This is a genomic window from Achromobacter sp. FW305-C-28 (genome assembly GCF_058783235.1).
Genome location: NZ_JBYSYL010000002.1, coordinates 456,566 through 474,879, shown reverse-complemented (window position 1 = coordinate 474,879; position 18,314 = coordinate 456,566). Strand labels below are relative to the sequence as shown.

The window sequence follows — 18,314 nt, the reverse complement described above, 5'->3', positions numbered from 1 at the left end:
GTTGCCGTCCACCGCCTGCGGGGACCAGATTTGAAACGAGACGGCATCGTAGATTGCGCCAGATGCGATAACCAGCATGCAAAAATAGGATCGTTTCTTACCCTATTCGGGATAATCATGCGACAGGCCATGGATCTGAATGCCGTGCGCGTCTACGCCGCCGTCGTCGACGAACAGAGTTTCGCGGGGGCCGCGCGCCGGCTGGCGATGCCGTCGTCCAACGTCAGCCGGCACGTGGCCACGCTGGAAAAAAGACTGGGCGCCCGATTGCTGGAACGCAGCACCCGCCACCTGCGCATGACCGAGGCCGGCCAATTGCTGTACCAGCGCGCCAAGCCCCTGCTCGATGCGTTGGCCAGCACGGAAGAGGAACTGGGCGCCGTGCGGCGCGAACTGCGCGGCCCGCTGAAGATGTGCATGCCCGGCGAGGCGCCGCGGCTGCTCGCCCCCATCCTCGCCGAGTTCTGCGATCTGCATCCCGCCATCGAGCTGGAATGCGATACCCGTCTGACGGGCATCGACGCGCTGCGCGAAGACGTGGACCTGTCCATCGTGTTCCACCGCGGCCGCCTGGAAGACAGCGCGCTCATCACCCGCGACCTGGTCACGCTGCCCAGCCTCGTGGTCGCGGCCCCGGCCCTGCTCGCCAAGACTGGCACGCCCCGCCACGTGCGCCAACTGAAAGCCTTGCCCTGCATCACCACGCTCAGCGCGCTCAAGGGCCAACCCTGGCAGTTCGACGACGGTGCAGGCGGCATCGTGAAAGTGCCGGTGCGCAGCCGCTACCGGGTCAACAGCGGGGAATTGGCGTTGGCCGGCGCCCGCCAGGGCATCGGCTTTGCCATCCTGGCAGCAATGTCATGCCAGGACGACCTGGCGGCAGGCCGCTTGCAGGAGGTGCCGCTGGACCTGCGGCCCGCCCCGCTGCAACTGCTGGGCGTGTACACCCATCGCCACTCGGTGACCGCGCGCGTGCGCGCCTTGCTGGAATTCATGCAATCGCGCCTTTCCCCTTGAAACCTGACAATTTGCTGATGCCAAAACGCTAATAATTATTATTCAGATAGAATCACGAACTGTCCCCAACCCCTGACCCTGGCAGTACCGATGTCCCTGCCCCTGCCCGCGGGCCCCGTTTCCCCCCGTCTCCCCCCGCCTGAAAAACGCCGCGCCAAGGCGCTGGCAGCCGCCCTGATCGCGGTCGCGCTGGCCGCCTGGGGCGTGTGGCGCTATCTGTCGCCCGGCCCAGGCGCCCCCGCCATCCCCAACTACGACCAGCAGCCCGTGGCCGTCAGCGTCGCCGCCGCGCGCAGCGGGCCGCTACCGCTGGACCTGCACGCCCTGGGCACCATCACCCCGCTGGCGCAAGTGGTCTTGCGCAGCCAGGTCGACGGCCAGTTGCAACGGCTGCACTACACCGAAGGCCAGGCGGTGCAGCGCGGCCAGCTGCTGGCCGAGATCGACCCGCGCCCCTACCAGGCCGCCCTGGCCGCGGCCGAAGGTGAATTGGCCCATACCGATGCGCTGCTGCACAACGCCCGCATCGACCTGGACCGCTACCGCACCCTGGCCCGCCAGGAGGCCGTGGCGGGCCAGCAGTTGGACACCGCCGAGGCCCAGGCGCGCAGCTATGCCGCCCAGCGCCAGCGCCTGGCCGCCCGCGTGGCCGACGCGCGCCGCCTGCTGGACCAGACCCGTATCACCGCGCCGCAGGACGGCCGCATCGGCCTGCGCCGCGTCGACGCCGGCAACCACGTGCGCGCCACCGATGCCAATGGCCTGACCACGTTGGTGCAGATGCGGCCGATCTCGGCGCTGTTCGCCATTTCGGAAACCCGGCTGGACCTGCTGCGGCAAGCGCAGGCCCAGGCGCGCGCCGACAGCGCGGTGCTGCGGGTACAAGCCTGGGATGCCGACGACCGGCGCCTGCTTGCCGAAGGCACGCTGCAAGCGCTGGACAACCGCGTCCACGCCGCCAGCGGCACCGTCAAACTGCGCGCCCTGTTCGAGAACGCCGACGAATCGCTGTTCCCCAACCAGTTCGTCAACATCCGGCTGGCCCTGGCGCAGCACGAAGACGTGCTGTCCATTCCCACGGCCGCGGTGCAATACGGCACCGAAGGCGCCTTTGTCTACGTCATCGACGACGCCCTGAAGGCCACGCGCCGCGAACTGACGCTGGGCCGCGCCAACGCCGGCCGCATCACCGTCGTGTCGGGCCTGGCGCCCGCCGAGCGCGTGGTGGTCGAAGGCGTGGACCGCCTGCACGATGGCCGCGGCGTGCAGGTCGTGGACACCCGGAACTAGGGCCTGTTAATACGAGCCGCCCCCACCATGAGCCTGTCCCGCCCCTTCATCCTGCGCCCGGTCGCCACGTCGTTCCTGATGATCGCGCTGCTGCTGTCGGGCATTCTGGCCTGGCACCTGCTGCCCGTGGCGGCCTTGCCGCAGGTGGACTACCCCATCATCCAGGTCACCACGCCCTACCCTGGCGCCAGCCCCGACGTAACGGCCCGCGCCGTCACCGCGCCGCTGGAACGCCGCTTTGGCCAGATTCCCGGTTTGAAGCAGATGTCGTCGTCCAGCGGCAGCGGCATCTCGGTGATCACGCTGCAATTCTCGCTGGACGTGTCGCTGGGCGTGGCCGAACAGGAAGTGCAGGCCGCCATCAGCGCCAGCGGCTCGCTGCTGCCCAACGACCTGCCCACTCCGCCCGTGTACCGCAAGGTCAACCCGGCGGACGTGCCCATCCTGACGCTGGCCGTCACGTCCGATTCGGTGCCGCTGCCGCAGGTGTACGACCTGGTCGACACCCGCATGACCCAGCGCCTGGCGCAGCTGTCCGGCGTGGGCATGGTCAGCCTGGCCGGCGGCCAGCGGCCCGCGGTCAGGGTGCAGGCCAACCCGATGGCGCTGGCCGCGCGCGGGCTGCAACTGTCGGACCTGCGCGACACGATCGCGAAGGCCAACTCCAACCAACCCAAAGGCAGCTTCGACGGCCCGGTGCGCTCGGTCATCATGGACGCCAACGATCAATTGCAAAGCGCCCAGGAGTACCGCGACCTGATCGTGGCCTGGCGCAACGGCGCCCCGGTGCGGCTGGGCGACGTGGCCACGGTGGAAGACGGCGCCGAAGACCGCTACCTGGCCGCCTGGGTCGACCGCCAGCCCGCCGTACTGGTGAACATCCAGCGCCAGCCGGGCGCCAACGTCATCGCCGTGGCCGACCAGGTCAAGGCCCTGCTGCCGCAACTGACCGCCAGCCTGCCCGCCGCCGTGCAGGTGCGCATCCTGACCGACCGCACCGAGAGCATCCGCGCATCCGTACGGGGGGTTCAATGGGAACTGGCCTTTGCCGTGGGCCTGGTGGTGCTGGTCACCTTCCTGTTCCTGCGCAACCTGCCGGCCACGCTGATCCCCAGCCTGGCCGTGCCGCTGTCGCTGATCGGCACGTTCGGCTTCATGCACCTGGCGGGGTTTTCCACCAACAACCTGACGCTGATGGCGCTGACCATCGGCGCCGGCTTCGTGGTGGACGACGCCATTGTCATGCTCGAGAACATCGCCCGCTATCGTGAACAGGGCCACAGCCCGATGTCGGCTGCGCTCAAGGGCGCCGGGCAGATCGGCTTCACCCTGGTGTCCCTGACCCTGTCGCTGATCGCCGTGCTGATTCCGCTGCTGTTCATGGAAGACGTGGTCGGCCGCCTGTTCCGCGAGTTCGCCATCACGCTGGCCGTGGCCATCCTGATATCGCTGGCCGTGTCCCTGACGCTGACGCCGATGATGTGCGCGCGCCTCTTGCCCGCGCACACCGAACGCCCGCCCGGCCTGCTGGACCGCCTGCAGGAACGCTATGCCGGCTGGCTCGACGCCACCCTGCGCCACCAGCGCCTGACCCTGCTGGCGATGCTGGCCACGGTCGTGCTGACGGGGCTGTTGTACCTGGCCGTGCCCAAGGGCTTTTTCCCGGTGCAGGACGGCGGCGTACTGCAAGGGGTGACCCAGTCCGCGCAAAGCACCTCGTTCGAGGCCATGTCGCGGCGTCAGCAGGCGCTGGCGCAAAGCCTGCTGGGCGATCCCGACGTGGCCAGCCTGTCGTCCTTCATCGGCATCGACGGCATGAACCCCACGCTGAACACCGGCCGCCTGCTGGTCAACCTGAAACCCTGGAGCGAGCGCAGCGCGCCGCTGGCCGACATCATGGCGCGGCTGGACGCGCGGGCCCGCCAGGTGCAGGGCATTTCCCTGTTCCTGCAACCGGTGCAGGAACTGAACATCGAAGACCGCGTCAGCCGCGGTCAGTACCAGTTCACGCTGACCTCGCCCGACAGCGCATTGCTGGCCCGCTGGAGCGCAGCGCTGACCCAGCGCCTGGCTGCCGCGCCGCAATTGGCCGACATCTCGTCCGACCTGCAGGGCGATGGCCGCCAGGCCTACCTGGACGTGTCGCGCGACGCCGCCGCCCGCCTGGGCGTGACGCTGGACGACGTGGCGCAGGCGCTGTACAGCGCCTTCGGCCAGCGCCAGGTCGCCACGCTGTTCACGCAGTCGAACCAGTACCGCGTGGTGCTGGAAGTGGACCGCCGCCTGGCCGCCAGCCCCGACGCGCTCGAACGCATCCACCTGCAAAGCAAGGACGGCCAGGCCATTGCGCTGTCAGCCCTGACCAGCGTCAGCGAACGCGCGGTGCCGCTGGCGGTGAACCACCTGTCGCAGTTTCCGGCCGTCAACCTGTCGTTCAACCTGCCGCCGGGCGGTTCCCTGGGCGAGGCCATCGCCGCCATCGAGGCCGCGCGGCAGGACATCGCCATGCCGCCCAGCGTCGAACTGCGGCTGCAAGGCGCGGCATCGGCCTTCCAGGCCTCGCTGTCCAACACCTTGTGGCTGATGCTGGCCGCCGTGGTCACCATGTACCTGGTGCTGGGCATGCTGTATGAAAGCGCCATCCACCCGATCACCATCCTGTCGACCCTGCCGTCCGCCACCGTGGGCGCGCTGCTGGCGCTGCTGTTGACCGGCCGGCCGCTGGACCTGATCGCCGTCATCGGCATCATCCTGCTGATCGGCCTGGTCAAGAAGAACGGCATCATGATGGTGGACTTCGCGCTGGAAGCCGAACGCAGCCGCGGCCTGGCGCCGCAGGCCGCCATCCGCGAAGCCGCGCTGCTGCGCCTGCGGCCGATTCTGATGACCACGCTGGCCGCGCTGTTCGGCGCCCTGCCGCTGATGCTGGCCACCGGGTCGGGCGCGGAATTGCGCCAGCCGCTGGGCTGGGTGATGGTGGGCGGCCTCTTGGTCAGCCAGGTGCTGACGCTGTTCACCACGCCCGCCGTCTATCTGTTCTTCCACCGCCTGGGCCAGCGCCGCCGCGCTGCCGCCCCGGCCGCCGCCGACCGGCCGGCGCCATGATCCGCGCGCTGCTGCACCGCCCCATCGCCTGCATTTTCCTGGCGGTGGCGCTGACGCTGCTGGGCGCGGTGGCCTGGCGCCTCTTGCCCGTCGCGCCGCTGCCGCAGGTGGACTTTCCCACCATCGAGGTGCGCGCCGAGCTGCCCGGCGCCAGCCCCGAAAGCATGGCCAGCACCGTGGCCGCGCCGCTGGAACGGGCGCTGGGCGCCATTGCCGGCGTCAGCGCCATGAGCTCGTCCAGCAACCAGGGCGCCACCCGCGTGCTGTTGCAATTCGCGCTGGACCGCGACATCAACGAAGCCGCGCGCGACGTGCAGGCCGCCATCAACGCTGCCCGCGCCGAGCTGCCGTCGGGCATGCCCGGCAACCCCACCTACCGCAAGATCAACCCGTCGCAAGCCCCCATCATGGCCCTGGCGCTCAGCTCGCCCACCCGGCCCGCGGGACAGCTGTATGACCTGGGCGCCACCGTGCTGGCGCAGAAGATCTCGCAGGTCGTCGGCGTGGGCGAAGTGACGCTGGGTGGCAGCTCGCTACCGGCCGTGCGGGTGCAGGTCAACCCCAACGCGCTGGCCCACTACGGCATTGCCCTGGACGACCTGCGCCAGGCCATCGCCAACGCCGCCCCCATGGGCCCGCAGGGCCAGCTGGACTCGCCCGGCCAGCGCTGGGAAGTCGGCACGCCCGGCCAGCCGCGCACCGCCCACGACTACAACGGCCTGATCGTGCGCCACCAGGACGGCGCCACCACCCGCCTGGCGCAGGTCGCCAAGGTCAGTGATTCGGTCGAGAACCGCTACAGCAGCGGCTTTCACAACCAGAACCCGTCGGTCGTCCTGACCATCAGCCGCCAGCCCGGCGCCAACATCATCGAGACCATCGCCGCCATCAACCAGGCCCTGCCCGGCCTGCGCGCGCTGATGCCGGCCGACGTCGACCTGACCGTGGTGCTGGACCGTTCTCCCGGCATCCACGCCACCCTGCGCGAGGCCCACATCACCCTGGCCCTGGCCGTGGGCCTGGTGATCCTGGTGGTGTGGCTGTTCCTGGGCAGCGCGCGCGCCGCCGCCATTCCCAGCGTCGCGATTCCCGTGTGCCTGGTATCCACCTTCGCCGTCATGTACCTGTGGGGCTTCTCGCTGAACAACCTGTCGCTGATGGCGCTGATCGTGGCGGCCGGCCTGGTGGTCGACGACGCCATCGTGGTGCTGGAAAACATCACCCGCCACCTGGAACGTGGCCTGGCCCCGCGCCAGGCCGCGCTGCGCGGCGTGCGCGAAGTCGGCTTCACCCTGGTCGCCATGACGCTGGCGCTGTCCGTGGTGTTCGTGTCGATCCTGTTCATGGGCGGCCTGGTGGAACGCCTGTTCCGCGAGTTCTCGATCACGCTGGTCGCGGCCATCGTCATCTCGCTAGTGGTGTCGGTCGCCATCATTCCCAGCCTGTGCGCGCGCTGGCTGCGGCCGGCGGCCCCCGTGGCCCACGCCGCCCGCCCCTCCCGCCTGCGCGCCGTCTTCGGCCGCCTGCACCATTGGTATGGCGTGTCGCTGACGCGCGTGCTGGGCCACGCCCGCCTGACCTTGCTGCTGCTGGCCGGCGTCGTGGCCCTGAACGTCTACCTGTACGCCCAGGCGCCCAAGGGCTTCCTGCCGCAGCAGGACACCGGCCAGCTCGTGGGCTTCGTGCGCGGTGACGATGGCTTCTCGTTCCAGGTCATGCAGCCCAAGATCGACGTCTACCGCCAACTGGTGCTGCGGCATCCGGCCGTGCAGGACGTCATCGGCTACAACGGCGGCAGCCTGGGCATCAGCAACTCGCTGTTTCTCATCCGCCTCAAACCCGCCGCCGAGCGCGGCGAATCGTCGGCCCAGGTGATCAACTGGCTGCGCGCCAACGCCCCGCCCGTGCCGGGCGGCATGTTCTTTTTGAACGTAGACCAGGACCTGCGCATGCCCGGCGGCTTCGGCAATTCGGGCGACCACGAACTGGCCATCATGGCCAGCGACGTGCCCGCCCTGCGGCAATGGTCGCGCCGCATTTCCCGCGCCATGCAGGACATTCCCGAACTGCGGGACGTCGACGCCGTCGGCGACGCCGCCACCCAGCAGGTGGTCATCAACATCGACCGCGGCGCCGCCCAGCGCCTGGGCGTGGACATGCAGACGATCAGCAGCGTGCTCAGCAATTCGTTCAGCCAGCGCCAGGTCGCCACCCTGTACGACCCCATGAACCAGTATCGTGTGGTGCTGGAGCTGGACCCGCGCTACACCGAAGACCCCGAGGTGCTGGAACGCGTGCAGGTCGTGGCCGCCGACGGCAGCCGCGTGCCGCTCACGGCCTTCGCCACCTATGAACATGGCCTGGTCAACGACCGCGTCTTTCACGACGGCCTCTTTGCCGCCGTGGGCGTGGGCTTTTCGCTGGCCGAAGGCGTATCGCTGCAGCAAGGCCTGGCCGCCATTGACGCCGCCATGGCCAAGCTGATGGTGCCCGCCCACATCCAGACCCGCCTGGGCGGCAACGCCCGCAGCTTCCAGCAAAGCCTGCAGGACCAGCCGTGGCTGATCCTGGGCGTGCTGGTGGCCATCTACCTGGTGCTGGGCATCCTGTACGAAAGCCCGCTGCACCCGCTGACCATCCTGTCGACCCTGCCGTCGGCCGGCGTCGGCGCGCTGCTCGCGCTGCGGCTGGCCAACATCGAGTTCACGCTGATCGCGCTGCTGGGGCTGTTCCTGCTGGTGGGCGTGGTGATGAAGAACGCCATCCTGATGATCGACTTCGCGCTCAGCCTGGAGCGCCGCGAAGGCCTCACCCCCGAACAAGCCATCCACCGCGCCGCCATGCTGCGCCTGCGCCCCATCGTCATGACCAACCTGGCGGGTCTGTTGGGCGCGCTGCCGCTGGTCTTGGGCATGGGCGAAGGCTCGGAACTGCGCCGCCCGCTGGGGGTCGCGATCGTGGGCGGCTTGATGATCAGCCAGTTCCTGACGCTGTACACGACGCCGATCGTTTATCTGGCGTTGGAAAGGATGCGGCTGCGGGTGGCGGGGTGGCGCGGGCGTACATCAGCGGGTTGAAGACTCACATTGAGATGCTTCGTTCTCAATTTGCGTCTCTTGGAGCAAGTCAATCCCAGCACACCGTGTACACGTGGAACCCCGCGCCAGGCTCGGGCGCTGCCGCGTGCTTGCCATAGGGCCAGCCGACGATAAGGCCGTCCGCCTCCAGCCCTTCGAGCCATTGCTCGGCCGTTTCCTGCGGGGCCGACGAAATCACGTGGATGTTTTCGGCGGCGGGCCAATCGTCGCACTCCAGCGCCATGCCCCAATCCTGATGCAGTCCGACATAGACGCCCTGCACGTCAGGCCGTTGCGCGATGGCCTGGAAGTGCGCATGGATCTCGCGGATCGGCGGGCGTCCGTACTCCCACTGGTTCGGCGCGATGGATTCTTCCTGATCATTGCCGGTGAAGTATTCATCCAGCGTCACCACCGGAAAATGCGCATCGTCCAGCGCATCCAGCGCTTCGAGTTTTTCCAGCAGTTGCTTGCGGGGGTCCATGGGGTCTCCTGTAAAATCATGCGCAGCCGACACATTCAAGTTGCCGGCGCACAATCAACAACAATAAAAAAAATCAACAACAATAAAAAATGCATAACAAAAAGAATACCGACACCAGCAAGTTTCTCAGCTATATCCTGCGCCACGCGCCCGAATCCATCGGCCTGGCACTCGACCAGGAAGGCTGGGCCGACATCGATCAACTCATTGCCGCGGCAGCCCAACACGGCCGCCGCCTGGACCGCGATCTGATCGCGGACGTCGTGCGCGACAACGACAAAAAGCGCTTTTCGATCTCGCCGGACGACGCCCGCATACGCGCCGTCCAGGGGCACACCAGCGACAGCGTCGACATCCAGCACATCGAAAAAGAACCGCCGCCGTTCCTGTATCACGGCACCGCCACGCGCTTTCTTGAATCGATCCAGCAACAAGGCCTGATCCCCGGCCGCCGCCATCACGTCCACCTGTCGCAAGACATCACCACCGCCGTGTCGGTGGGGCGGCGCTATGGCAAACCCGTCGTGTTGAAGGTCGCTGCAGACCGGATGCGGCAGGCGGGACACGTGTTTTTCCAGGCGGACAACGGCGTATGGCTGACGGCGCATGTGCCGGTGGGGTTCTTTGATGTGGATGTGGCAGCAGGCTGAGCTCGCTGCCTCAAGCCGACGAAGACTGGCGCCGATCGTAGCGATCGCCATAAACGGACGCCTGTCCCTCACGAGCCTCTACAGAAACCGGATATCCAATCTATCGATCTTCCACGAGACCACTCTGCCTTCCAGGAAACCAAAATCCGAAAGGAGAACCTCATCTTGAAATTCAAGACCGCAACTACGCAGGCAGTCGTCTGCCAGTTCGCCAATGATGCGATAGGCATATGCATTTCCCGTGCGAATGATGGCAGGCACTTGATCGGCGACTTCTTCCACCGAGTAGTCTTCAAACACCATGCAAGACAATTCCACCGGATAGACCTTACCTGCCTCGAGCAGGTACGGAGCGCAGTTCGCAAAGCAGGTCAATCGCTGCCCAGCGATCACGACAGTAACCTCTTCTTCGATCACTGAGCCGAAGGATTCCACAAGCGCCGGATATATCATCGATCAAGTCGCTTCATTTGCCAGGGTCCTGCCGCCGATGCAACTGCCATCGTGTGTTTCGATTCTTTCAATTTCGCAAGGTCTGGCTTGCGGCCCGCGTGAACGCTGGCACAGACGAGCCCTGGTACGACACAGCCGTAAAACGGCATAGTGGAACAGGATTTTAAGTACTTCCCGCTGATGCCGCTACGTTACGCATCCCGATCCGAAAAGCGCATGGGAAGCGTCCAATTCTCGATCATCCCCCGCCCCGCTCCCCCTCCGGCGCCCGCGGCGCCGCATTCAAGCGTTCCGCCAGCAACCCCAGGAACTCCCGCGCCAGCGGCGGCAAGGTGCGCCCTTGCAGCGTCACCACCTGGATGCTGCGCTGGCGCATTTCCGGATTGCTGAACGGCACGGCCACCAGGCCCGCGCCGTGCATCTGCCCCATCAATGTCAGATACCCCGACAAGGCCACGATCTGGCTGCCGGGCAGCATCGGCAGGAAGGCCGCCGAATGGTTGGACACGTAGGCCGGCTCGATGTGCAGGCCGGCGTTGGCACAGGCGGCATCGAACAACTGGCGCACGGTCGTGCCCGGGTCGCCCAGCGACAGCGGCACTTGGGTCAGGTCGCGCATGCCGATGCTGCGCCGGGTGGCCAGCGGGTGGCGCCGGCACATGATGGCGTAGACCGGGGCGCGGCACAGCAGTTCGGTCTTCAAGCGGTCGTCCTGCGCGACGGTGTAGCGCAGGGCCAGTTGCGACAGGCCTTCCAGCACGTGGCGGTTGACCTCTTCGGGATGCTCGACGCGCAGGTGAAAGCGCGCCTCGGGGCGGCTGCGCTTGAAGTCGGCCATGCACATCGGCAGAAAGCCATGGGCGAAGCCTTCCGTGCAGGCCACGCGGATGGTCACGTCGCCCAACGCGTTGCGCTGGCGGATGCCGGCGGCGACGCGTTCGGCTTCCAGTTCGGCGGCGTTGGCGTAGGCGGCCAGTTGCAGGCCGGCCTCGCTGAGCGCCATGCCGCGGGCGCGCCGCTCGAACAACGTCACGCCCAATTCATCTTCCAGTTTTGAAATCTGGCGGCTGACGGCCGAGGCGGCCACGTGCAGCGCGGCAGCCGCGGCGGCGATGGAGCCGCCGCGCGCGACTTCCAGGAAATATCTCAGACCCAGCGAAATCATGGCAACCTCGTCACGGCAGCGCCGTCTTCGTAAATACCGTCATCGCCAACCCGTCATGGAATACCCGCAGTGCGCCGCCTTGCCAAACCCTGCAGCGCCGCCTCGCCCTGCCCCACCCTCTGGGGACGGCTTCCAATCCATGCCTAAATAGCAATGCTCATATGCGAAATATCTAATTGTGGCACGCGAGCAAGCGTAATAACTTTGTGCCTTTGCCGCCTGCCCCGAGACCGCCGTGACCCGAGAACTCGCTATCCAGCATGCCACCCACGCCTATGACGACGGTTCCCTGCTGGCCGAACTGGCCGGCCGCGTCGCCTACCCGACCGAAAGCGAGGTGCCCGACCAAGGCCCGCGCCAGCATGCCTACCTGAACGACAACCTGGTGCCGGCGCTGACCGACCTGGGCTTTTCCTGTCAGGTGCATCCCAACCCGGCCGGCATGGACCTGCCCATCCTGGTGGCGCGGCGCATCGAAGACCCACTGCTGCCGACGGTGCTGATGTACGGCCACGGCGACGTGGTGCGTGGCAACGCGGCCAAGTGGGAAGCAGGCCGCGACCCCTGGCGCCTGCAGGTCGAGGGCGACCGCTGGTACGGCCGCGGCACGGCCGACAACAAGGGCCAGCACACTATCAACCTGACCGCCCTGCGCCAGACCCTGCGGGCGCGCGGCGGCAAACTGGGCTTCAACGCCACGTGGCTGATCGAGACCGGCGAAGAAGCCGGCTCACCCGGGCTGGCGGCGTTCTGCGAAGCGCAGCGCGAGGCACTGGCGGCCGACGTGTTCATCGCCAGCGACGGGCCGCGGTTGAACGCCGCGCGTCCCACCCTGTTCATGGGCTCGCGCGGCGCGGTGAATTTCGAACTGTCGCTGCGCGCGCGTGAACGCGGCTACCACTCGGGCAACTGGGGCGGCCTGCTCGCCAACCCCGCCATCGTGCTGTCGCACGCCATCGCCTCGCTGGTCGATGCCAACGGCCGCATCCAGGTGGCGGGCCTGCGCCCGCCGCCCATCCCCGCGGCGGTGGCCGCGGCGCTGGCCGACCTGGAAGTGGGCGGCGGCGCGGACGATCCCGAGATCAACGCGTATTGGGGCGAACCGGGCCTGTCGGCGCCGGAGAAAGTATTCGGCTGGAACAGCCTGGACGTACTGACCTGCGGCGCGGGCGATCCAGCCAAGCCGGTCAACGCCATTCCGCCCGAAGCCGTGGCCTGGTGCCAGCTGCGCTTCGTGGTGGGCACCGACTGGAAGGCGTTGGAATCGCACGTGCGCGCGCACCTGGACCAGGCGGGCTTCAGCGACGTGAAGATCCACGTGGGCATGCAGGCCGGCGCCACCCGCCTGTCGCCCGACAACGCCTGGGTACGTTGGGCTGCCGCCTCGCTGGAACGCACCACGGGCCGGCGCCCGGCGCTCTTGCCAAACCTGGGCGGCTCGCTGCCCAACGACATCTTCGCGGACCAGCTTGGCCTGCCCACGCTCTGGGTGCCGCATTCCTACCCCGCCTGCGCGCAGCATGCGCCCAACGAACACCTGCTGGGCAGCGTGGCGCGCGAAGGGCTGGCGATCATGGCGGGCCTGTTCTGGGACCTGGGCGCTCAGGGCGCCGCGCTGCGCCAGGCCGCCAGGCCCGCTGCCTGACCGATTACCCCATCCCGCTCCCACACCGTCCATGACCCTGCCCTTGTGCCCCCGCTTCCTGACCCGCCTGTCCGCCGCCGCCCTGCTGGCGGCCACCCTTTGCGCCGCGACCTGGGCGGACGACGCCCGCGCCGCCTATCCTGAACAGGCCATCAAGCTGGTCGTGCCGTTTACCCCGGGCGGCGCCACCGACGCCGTGGCGCGCCTGCTGGCCAACAAGCTGTCGGGCAAGCTGGGCCAGGCCGTCATCGTGGAAAACCGCCCCGGCGCCTCCACCGTCATCGGCGCCGATGCCGTGGCGCGCGCCCAGCCCGACGGCTACACGCTGCTGCTGTCGGGCAGCACCACCTACACCGTATTGCCCGCGTTGAAACCATCGTTGCCCTACGACCCGCGCGCCAGCTTCGAGCACATTGCCATCGTCGCGCTGGCCCCGGTGGTGCTGCTGGTGCAGAACGGCCTTGCGGCCAACACCGCCCAGGAAGCCGCCGAACTGGCCCGCCGCCACAGCGCCAGTGGCGGCCTGATGTACGGCACCTTCGGCCCGGGGTCCGCGCCGCATCTGGTGGGCGAAATGTTTGCCGAGGCCGCCGGCGCCAAGATGACGCCGGTGCCCTACAAGGGCAGCGCCCAGTTCATCACGGCGCTCATCGGCGGCGAGATCGCGCTGGGCGTGGATACCGTGTCGTCGGCCGCGCCGCAGGTCAAGGCCGGCAAGGTGCGCGCGCTGGCCGTCACCGGCGAACACCGCGTGCCGCAATTGCCCGACGTGCCCACCTTCATCGAGAGCGGCCTGCCCGGCGTGTCGATGGTGGGCTGGTACGGCCTGGTCGCGCCGGCCCGCACGCCCGCCCCGGTGCTGGATACGCTGAACCAAGCGGTGTCGAGCATCATGCAGGATCCGCAGGTGCGCCGCGCCATCAATGACCTGGCGCTGGAACCCGTGTACCTGCCTGGCCCGGCCTTCAAGGCCCGCATGGAAGACGAGCTGCGCACCTTTGCCGAAGTGGGCCGGCGCGCCGACATCAAGCTGGATTGAGCCTGGGCCAGCCTACGCGCATCCAGCGCCATTGACGCCGCCGAGCGGCCCTCTGGCAGCGCTGCCGGCATACGGCGACGAGCTCGTATCAGGAAAAACGGGCCGCACGCCGCTGCGGCCCACCCACTCCGACCCCATTTAGACTAGAATCAGAACCATTCTCAATAAAATGCCCGCGCCCCTTCTGCGGCCGCGTCGACAATAAAGAGGCCCGTTCTGAAATCCGGTTTCCGCTTATCCATGGCCTGGCTGCACACCTGGGTCGGCCTGTGGTTTTCCTGGTTGCTGTTCGCCGTGTTCCTGACCGGCTCGCTGGCGGTGTTTTCCGAGGCCATCACGCACTGGATGACGCCCGAGCACCACGCCGCCGAAGCCCAGGCCGCGCAGCAGACGTCCGCCCCCGTGAACCGCGAACGCCGGCTCGAGCTGGCCGTGCAATACATGACGCGCCACCACCCCGGCGCCGGCATGTGGGAGATCTGGCCCGTCGACCGCTTCCACGACAATGGCCTGGTGGCCTACTGGTTCGACAAGAACGGCGAATACGCCGACGCCGAACTGGACCCCGACACGGGCGAGGAACTCGCCGAAGATGCCCACGGCGCCGCGCGCGCCACGATCGGCGGCACGCACTTCGTCGACTTCCACTACACCCTGCACGCCGATCCCGTCGGCCTGTGGATCGTGGCCTTCGCGGCCATGGCGATGCTGGTGGCGATGGTGTCCGGCGTGGTCACGCACAAGCGCATCTTCAAGGACTTCTTCACCTTCCGCGCCAGGAAAGGCCAGCGTTCATGGCTGGACGCGCACAACGCGACCGCGGTGCTGACGCTGCCGTTCCAGTTCATGATCGTCTACACCGGCATCGTGATTTCCAGCGTGTCGCTGATGCCCGCGCCCATGGTGGCGGCGTATGGGCCCGGCATGGACGCGTCGCGCCAGTACCTGGCCGAGCTGATGGGCGAAGACAAGCCGGCCCCCACCGGCACGCCGCTGGCCGTGCCCGCGCTGGAACCCCTCGTGGCCCGCGCCGAACGGATGATCGGCCAGAGCGCCCGCGCCATCGTCATCAACAACCCGGAAGACGGCGCCATGCGCATCGGCGTGTATGGCTGGAACGAAGACGCCACGACGTACCGGTCGATCAGCAGCACCACCGGCATGGTGGAGTTTTCCGGCGCCACCGGCGAAGTGCTGCGCATGCGCACGCCCGGCGGCGTGCACGGCGGCAGCGCATCGCTGACCCGCCAGGTCATGTCCGACCTGCACATGGTCAAGTTCGGCGGCCTGGCCATGAAGTGGCTGTACTTTCTGTGCGGGCTGGCCGGCACCGCCATGATGGGCACGGGCGCCGTACTCTTCATGGTCAAGCGCCGCGCCAGGATGGGCAACGAATTCGGCGCCGCCACCGCGCGCGTCTACCGCCTGATCGAAGGGCTGAACGTGGCGGCAATGGCGGGACTGGCCATCGCCTGCATCGCCTACCTGTGGGCCAACCGCCTGTTGCCGGTGTCGCTGCCGCAGCGCGCGGGCTGGGAAGTGCGCGTGTTCTTCATCGTGTGGGCGCTGACGCTGGCGCATGCCTGGCTGTGCACGCCGCGGCGCGCCTGGATCGGGCAGCTGGGTCTGTTGGCAGCGCTGTGCCTGCTGCTGCCCGTGCTGTCGCTGGTGACGCTGGGCGATCATCCGCTGGCGCAGATCGGCCGCGGCGACTGGGAAAGCGCCGGCGTCGAGCTCACGGCCATGGCCACGGGCCTGGCCGCCGCCTGGGCTGCGATACGATTGCGCAACAAGCCGCTCTCGGCCCCGCCGCAAGGCAAACCCCGCCCTCCCCGCGCCCCACAGGAAGCCGCCGCATGAATCTGAATGACGCCGCCGGCATTGCCATGGCGCTCTTGCTGACCTATTCCGGCATGGCTTGTCTCAGCCTGGCCATGCCGCGCCATTACGACCAGGTCTGGGGCCGCGACCCGTCGACCAGCCATACCCGCGTGCTGCGCGGCGCCGGCATCCTGTTGCTGCTGCTGGCGCTGCTGCCCTGCGTGGGCCTGTGGGGCAATACCGTGGGCGTGGTGGCCTGGCTGGGCTGGCTGTCGGCCGGCGCCCTGCTGTGGGTCGGCATGCTGTCGTGGGCGCCGCGCCCGGCGATGCGCACGGCAGCCCTGGCGGTGGTGATTTCCATCGCGGGCGTCAGCTTCGGGTTCTAGGGCCGCACTGCCGAATTGCGCCGGCGCGGGTGCGCCCGCCCCCATTTGACCCGCATCAAACCCGGCCGACAAACAGCGCCGCCGGGACGCATCGAGCACCATAGGTGGTGGTAGAGTTTTCTCACCCCACAACATATGGTGCCAGCGATGCAACTCGAACACATCCTCAAGCGCGACGGCCGGGTCGTGGAATTCGACCGCGCCAAGATCGCCGCGGCCATCGCCGCCGCGGGCCACAGCACGGCCGAACTGGACGCCGACGTCGCCCAGGCGCTGACCGCTGCCGTGATCGACGCGCTGGCCGCCGACGGCAATGTCTGCCCCGGCGTAGAGACCATCCAGAACCAGGTCGAAGAGACGCTGGTGCGCGCCGGCTACTGGCGCACCGCCCGCGCCTACATCGTGTACCGCGAACAGCACGCCCGCCTGCGCTCGCTGCGCCACACGCTGGTGGACGTGGAAAGCGCCATGGAGGAATACCTGGAACAGCGCGACTGGCGCGTCAACGCCAACGCCAACCAGGGCTACAGCCTGGGCGGGCTGATCCTGAACGTGGCCGGCAAGGTCACCGCCAACTACTGGCTGTCCAACGTCTTCACGCCCGAGGCCGGCCGCGCCCACCGCGAAGGCGACATCCACATCCACGACCTGGACATGCTCAGCGGCTATTGCGCCGGCTGGTCGCTGCGCCAGCTGCTGACCGAAGGCTTCAACGGCATTCCCGGCAAGGTCGAGGCCACGCCGCCGCGCCACATGTCGGCGGCCATCGGCCAGATCGTGAACTTCCTGGGCACGCTGCAGAACGAATGGGCCGGCGCACAGGCGTTCAGTTCGTTCGACACCTACATGGCGCCCTTCATCCGGCGCGACGCGATGACCTACGGCGAGGTCAAGCAGGCCATGCAGGAACTGATCTACAACCTGAACGTGCCCAGCCGCTGGGGCACGCAGACGCCGTTCACCAACCTGACCTTCGACTGGACCTGCCCGGCCGACCTGAAGGAACAGATTCCCTACGTGGGCGGCGAGGAAATGCCCTTTGCCTACGGCGATCTGCAAGTTGAAATGGACATGATCAACCGCGCCTACATCGAAGTGATGATGGCCGGCGACGCCAAGGGTCGCGTGTTCACCTTCCCCATTCCCACCTACAACATCACGCCCGATTTCGACTGGGACCATCCCAACACCACGCGCCTGTTCGAGATGACGGCGCGCTACGGGCTGCCCTACTTCCAGAACTTCCTGAATTCCGACCTGGAACCGCACATGGTGCGATCCATGTGCTGCCGCCTGCAACTGGACCTGCGCGAGCTGCTCAAGCGCGGCAACGGCCTGTTCGGGTCGGCCGAGCAGACCGGCTCGGTCGGCGTGGTGACGGTGAACTGCGCCCGCCTGGGCCATACCTGCCAGGGCGACGAAGCCGCGTTGATGGCGCGCCTGGACCATCTGCTGGGCCTGGGCCGCGACGTGCTCGAGACCAAGCGCAAGGTGGTGCAGCGCTACATCGACCAGGGCCTGTACCCCTACACCCGGCGTTACCTGGGCACGCTGCGCAATCACTTCAGCACGCTGGGCGTGAACGGCATCAACGAGATGATCCGCAACTTCAGCGGCGATAGCGACGACGTCACCACGCCTGCCGGCCACGCGCTGGCCGTGCGCCTCCTGGACCGGGTGCGCGAGCGCATGACGCAGTTCCAGGAAGAAACCGGCCACCTCTACAACCTGGAAGCCACGCCGGCCGAAGGCACCACCTACCGCTTCGCCCGCGAAGACAAAAAGCGCTGGCCCAACATTCTGCAAGCCGGCACCGCGGCCCAGCCGTACTACACCAATTCCAGCCAACTGCCGGTGGGCCACACCGACGACCCGTTCGAGGCGCTGTCGCTGCAGGAAGCGCTGCAAGGCAAATACACCGGCGGCACCGTGCTGCACCTGTACATGAACGAAGCCGTGTCGTCGGCCGACGCCTGCAAGGCGCTGGTGCGGCGCGCACTGTCGAATTTCCGGCTGCCCTACATCACCGTCACGCCCACGTTCTCGATCTGCCCCAACCACGGCTACCTGGCCGGGCACCACGAGTTCTGCCCGAAGTGCGATGCCGAACTGCAAGCCAGGCAGGCCGCGTGCTGCGCCCCGGCTTGAATTTTTTCACCGGGCATTCCCGCCCGGCCCAACC

The 18,314-nt window shown here is 67.7% G+C and carries 13 protein-coding genes; 10 read left to right on the top strand and 3 right to left on the bottom strand.

Going from position 1 to position 18,314, the window contains the following annotated elements; all coding sequences use genetic code 11:
- Positions 1-117 precede the first annotated feature (117 nt).
- From AC3WMR_RS07155 to AC3WMR_RS07140, 4 genes are all read left to right on the top strand, one after another.
- On the top strand, positions 118-1,017 hold the full coding sequence (locus AC3WMR_RS07155) for a LysR family transcriptional regulator (protein WP_492263360.1): 900 nt from the start codon (positions 118-120) through the stop codon (positions 1,015-1,017).
- Positions 1,018-1,107: 90 nt separating this feature from the next.
- A complete protein-coding gene (locus AC3WMR_RS07150; RefSeq protein ID WP_492263359.1) occupies positions 1,108-2,307 on the top strand; it encodes an efflux RND transporter periplasmic adaptor subunit in 1,200 nt (399 codons plus the stop codon).
- Positions 2,308-2,334: 27 nt separating this feature from the next.
- Complete coding sequence (locus AC3WMR_RS07145) at positions 2,335-5,412, top strand: multidrug efflux RND transporter permease subunit (protein WP_492263358.1); 3,078 nt, start codon at positions 2,335-2,337, stop codon at positions 5,410-5,412.
- Entirely contained in the window at positions 5,409-8,489 is a 3,081-nt protein-coding gene (locus tag AC3WMR_RS07140; protein WP_492263357.1) for an efflux RND transporter permease subunit, read from the top strand. Before AC3WMR_RS07145 ends, AC3WMR_RS07140 begins: the two co-directional genes overlap by 4 nt.
- Positions 8,490-8,538: 49 nt before the next feature.
- On the opposite strand, the gene AC3WMR_RS07135 is transcribed toward AC3WMR_RS07140, so the two are convergent.
- Entirely contained in the window at positions 8,539-8,973 is a 435-nt protein-coding gene (locus tag AC3WMR_RS07135) for a hypothetical protein (RefSeq protein ID WP_492263356.1), read from the bottom strand.
- An 89-nt stretch (positions 8,974-9,062) separates the two neighbouring features.
- On the opposite strand from AC3WMR_RS07135, the gene AC3WMR_RS07130 reads away from it, so the two are divergent.
- Entirely contained in the window at positions 9,063-9,623 is a 561-nt protein-coding gene (locus tag AC3WMR_RS07130) for an RNA 2'-phosphotransferase (protein ID WP_492263355.1), read from the top strand.
- Between the two features lie 78 nt (positions 9,624-9,701).
- On the opposite strand, the gene AC3WMR_RS07125 is transcribed toward AC3WMR_RS07130, so the two are convergent.
- Both AC3WMR_RS07125 and AC3WMR_RS07120 read right to left on the bottom strand, forming a co-directional pair.
- Positions 9,702-10,076, bottom strand: coding sequence for a UCP019853 family protein (locus AC3WMR_RS07125; RefSeq protein WP_492263354.1), 375 nt, complete (start codon positions 10,074-10,076; stop codon positions 9,702-9,704).
- Positions 10,077-10,314: 238 nt separating this feature from the next.
- A complete protein-coding gene (locus tag AC3WMR_RS07120; RefSeq protein ID WP_492263353.1) occupies positions 10,315-11,241 on the bottom strand; it encodes a LysR substrate-binding domain-containing protein in 927 nt (308 codons plus the stop codon).
- 235 nt (positions 11,242-11,476) lie between these two features.
- Here AC3WMR_RS07120 and AC3WMR_RS07115 point away from each other — a divergent pair, with 235 nt between their 5' ends.
- From AC3WMR_RS07115 to AC3WMR_RS07095, 5 genes are all read left to right on the top strand, one after another.
- Positions 11,477-12,886 carry a M20 family metallopeptidase gene (locus AC3WMR_RS07115; RefSeq protein WP_492263352.1) on the top strand — a complete coding sequence of 470 codons (1,410 nt, stop codon included), beginning with the start codon at positions 11,477-11,479 and terminating at the stop codon, positions 12,884-12,886.
- 31 nt (positions 12,887-12,917) lie between these two features.
- A complete protein-coding gene (locus AC3WMR_RS07110; protein WP_492263351.1) occupies positions 12,918-13,925 on the top strand; it encodes a Bug family tripartite tricarboxylate transporter substrate binding protein in 1,008 nt (335 codons plus the stop codon).
- 240 nt (positions 13,926-14,165) lie between these two features.
- Complete coding sequence (locus AC3WMR_RS07105) at positions 14,166-15,785, top strand: PepSY-associated TM helix domain-containing protein (RefSeq protein WP_492263350.1); 1,620 nt, start codon at positions 14,166-14,168, stop codon at positions 15,783-15,785.
- A complete protein-coding gene (locus AC3WMR_RS07100) occupies positions 15,782-16,132 on the top strand; it encodes a DUF3325 domain-containing protein (protein ID WP_492263349.1) in 351 nt (116 codons plus the stop codon). Before AC3WMR_RS07105 ends, AC3WMR_RS07100 begins: the two co-directional genes overlap by 4 nt.
- Positions 16,133-16,279: 147 nt before the next feature.
- On the top strand, positions 16,280-18,280 hold the full coding sequence (locus AC3WMR_RS07095) for a ribonucleoside triphosphate reductase (protein ID WP_492263348.1): 2,001 nt from the start codon (positions 16,280-16,282) through the stop codon (positions 18,278-18,280).
- Positions 18,281-18,314 lie beyond the last annotated feature (34 nt).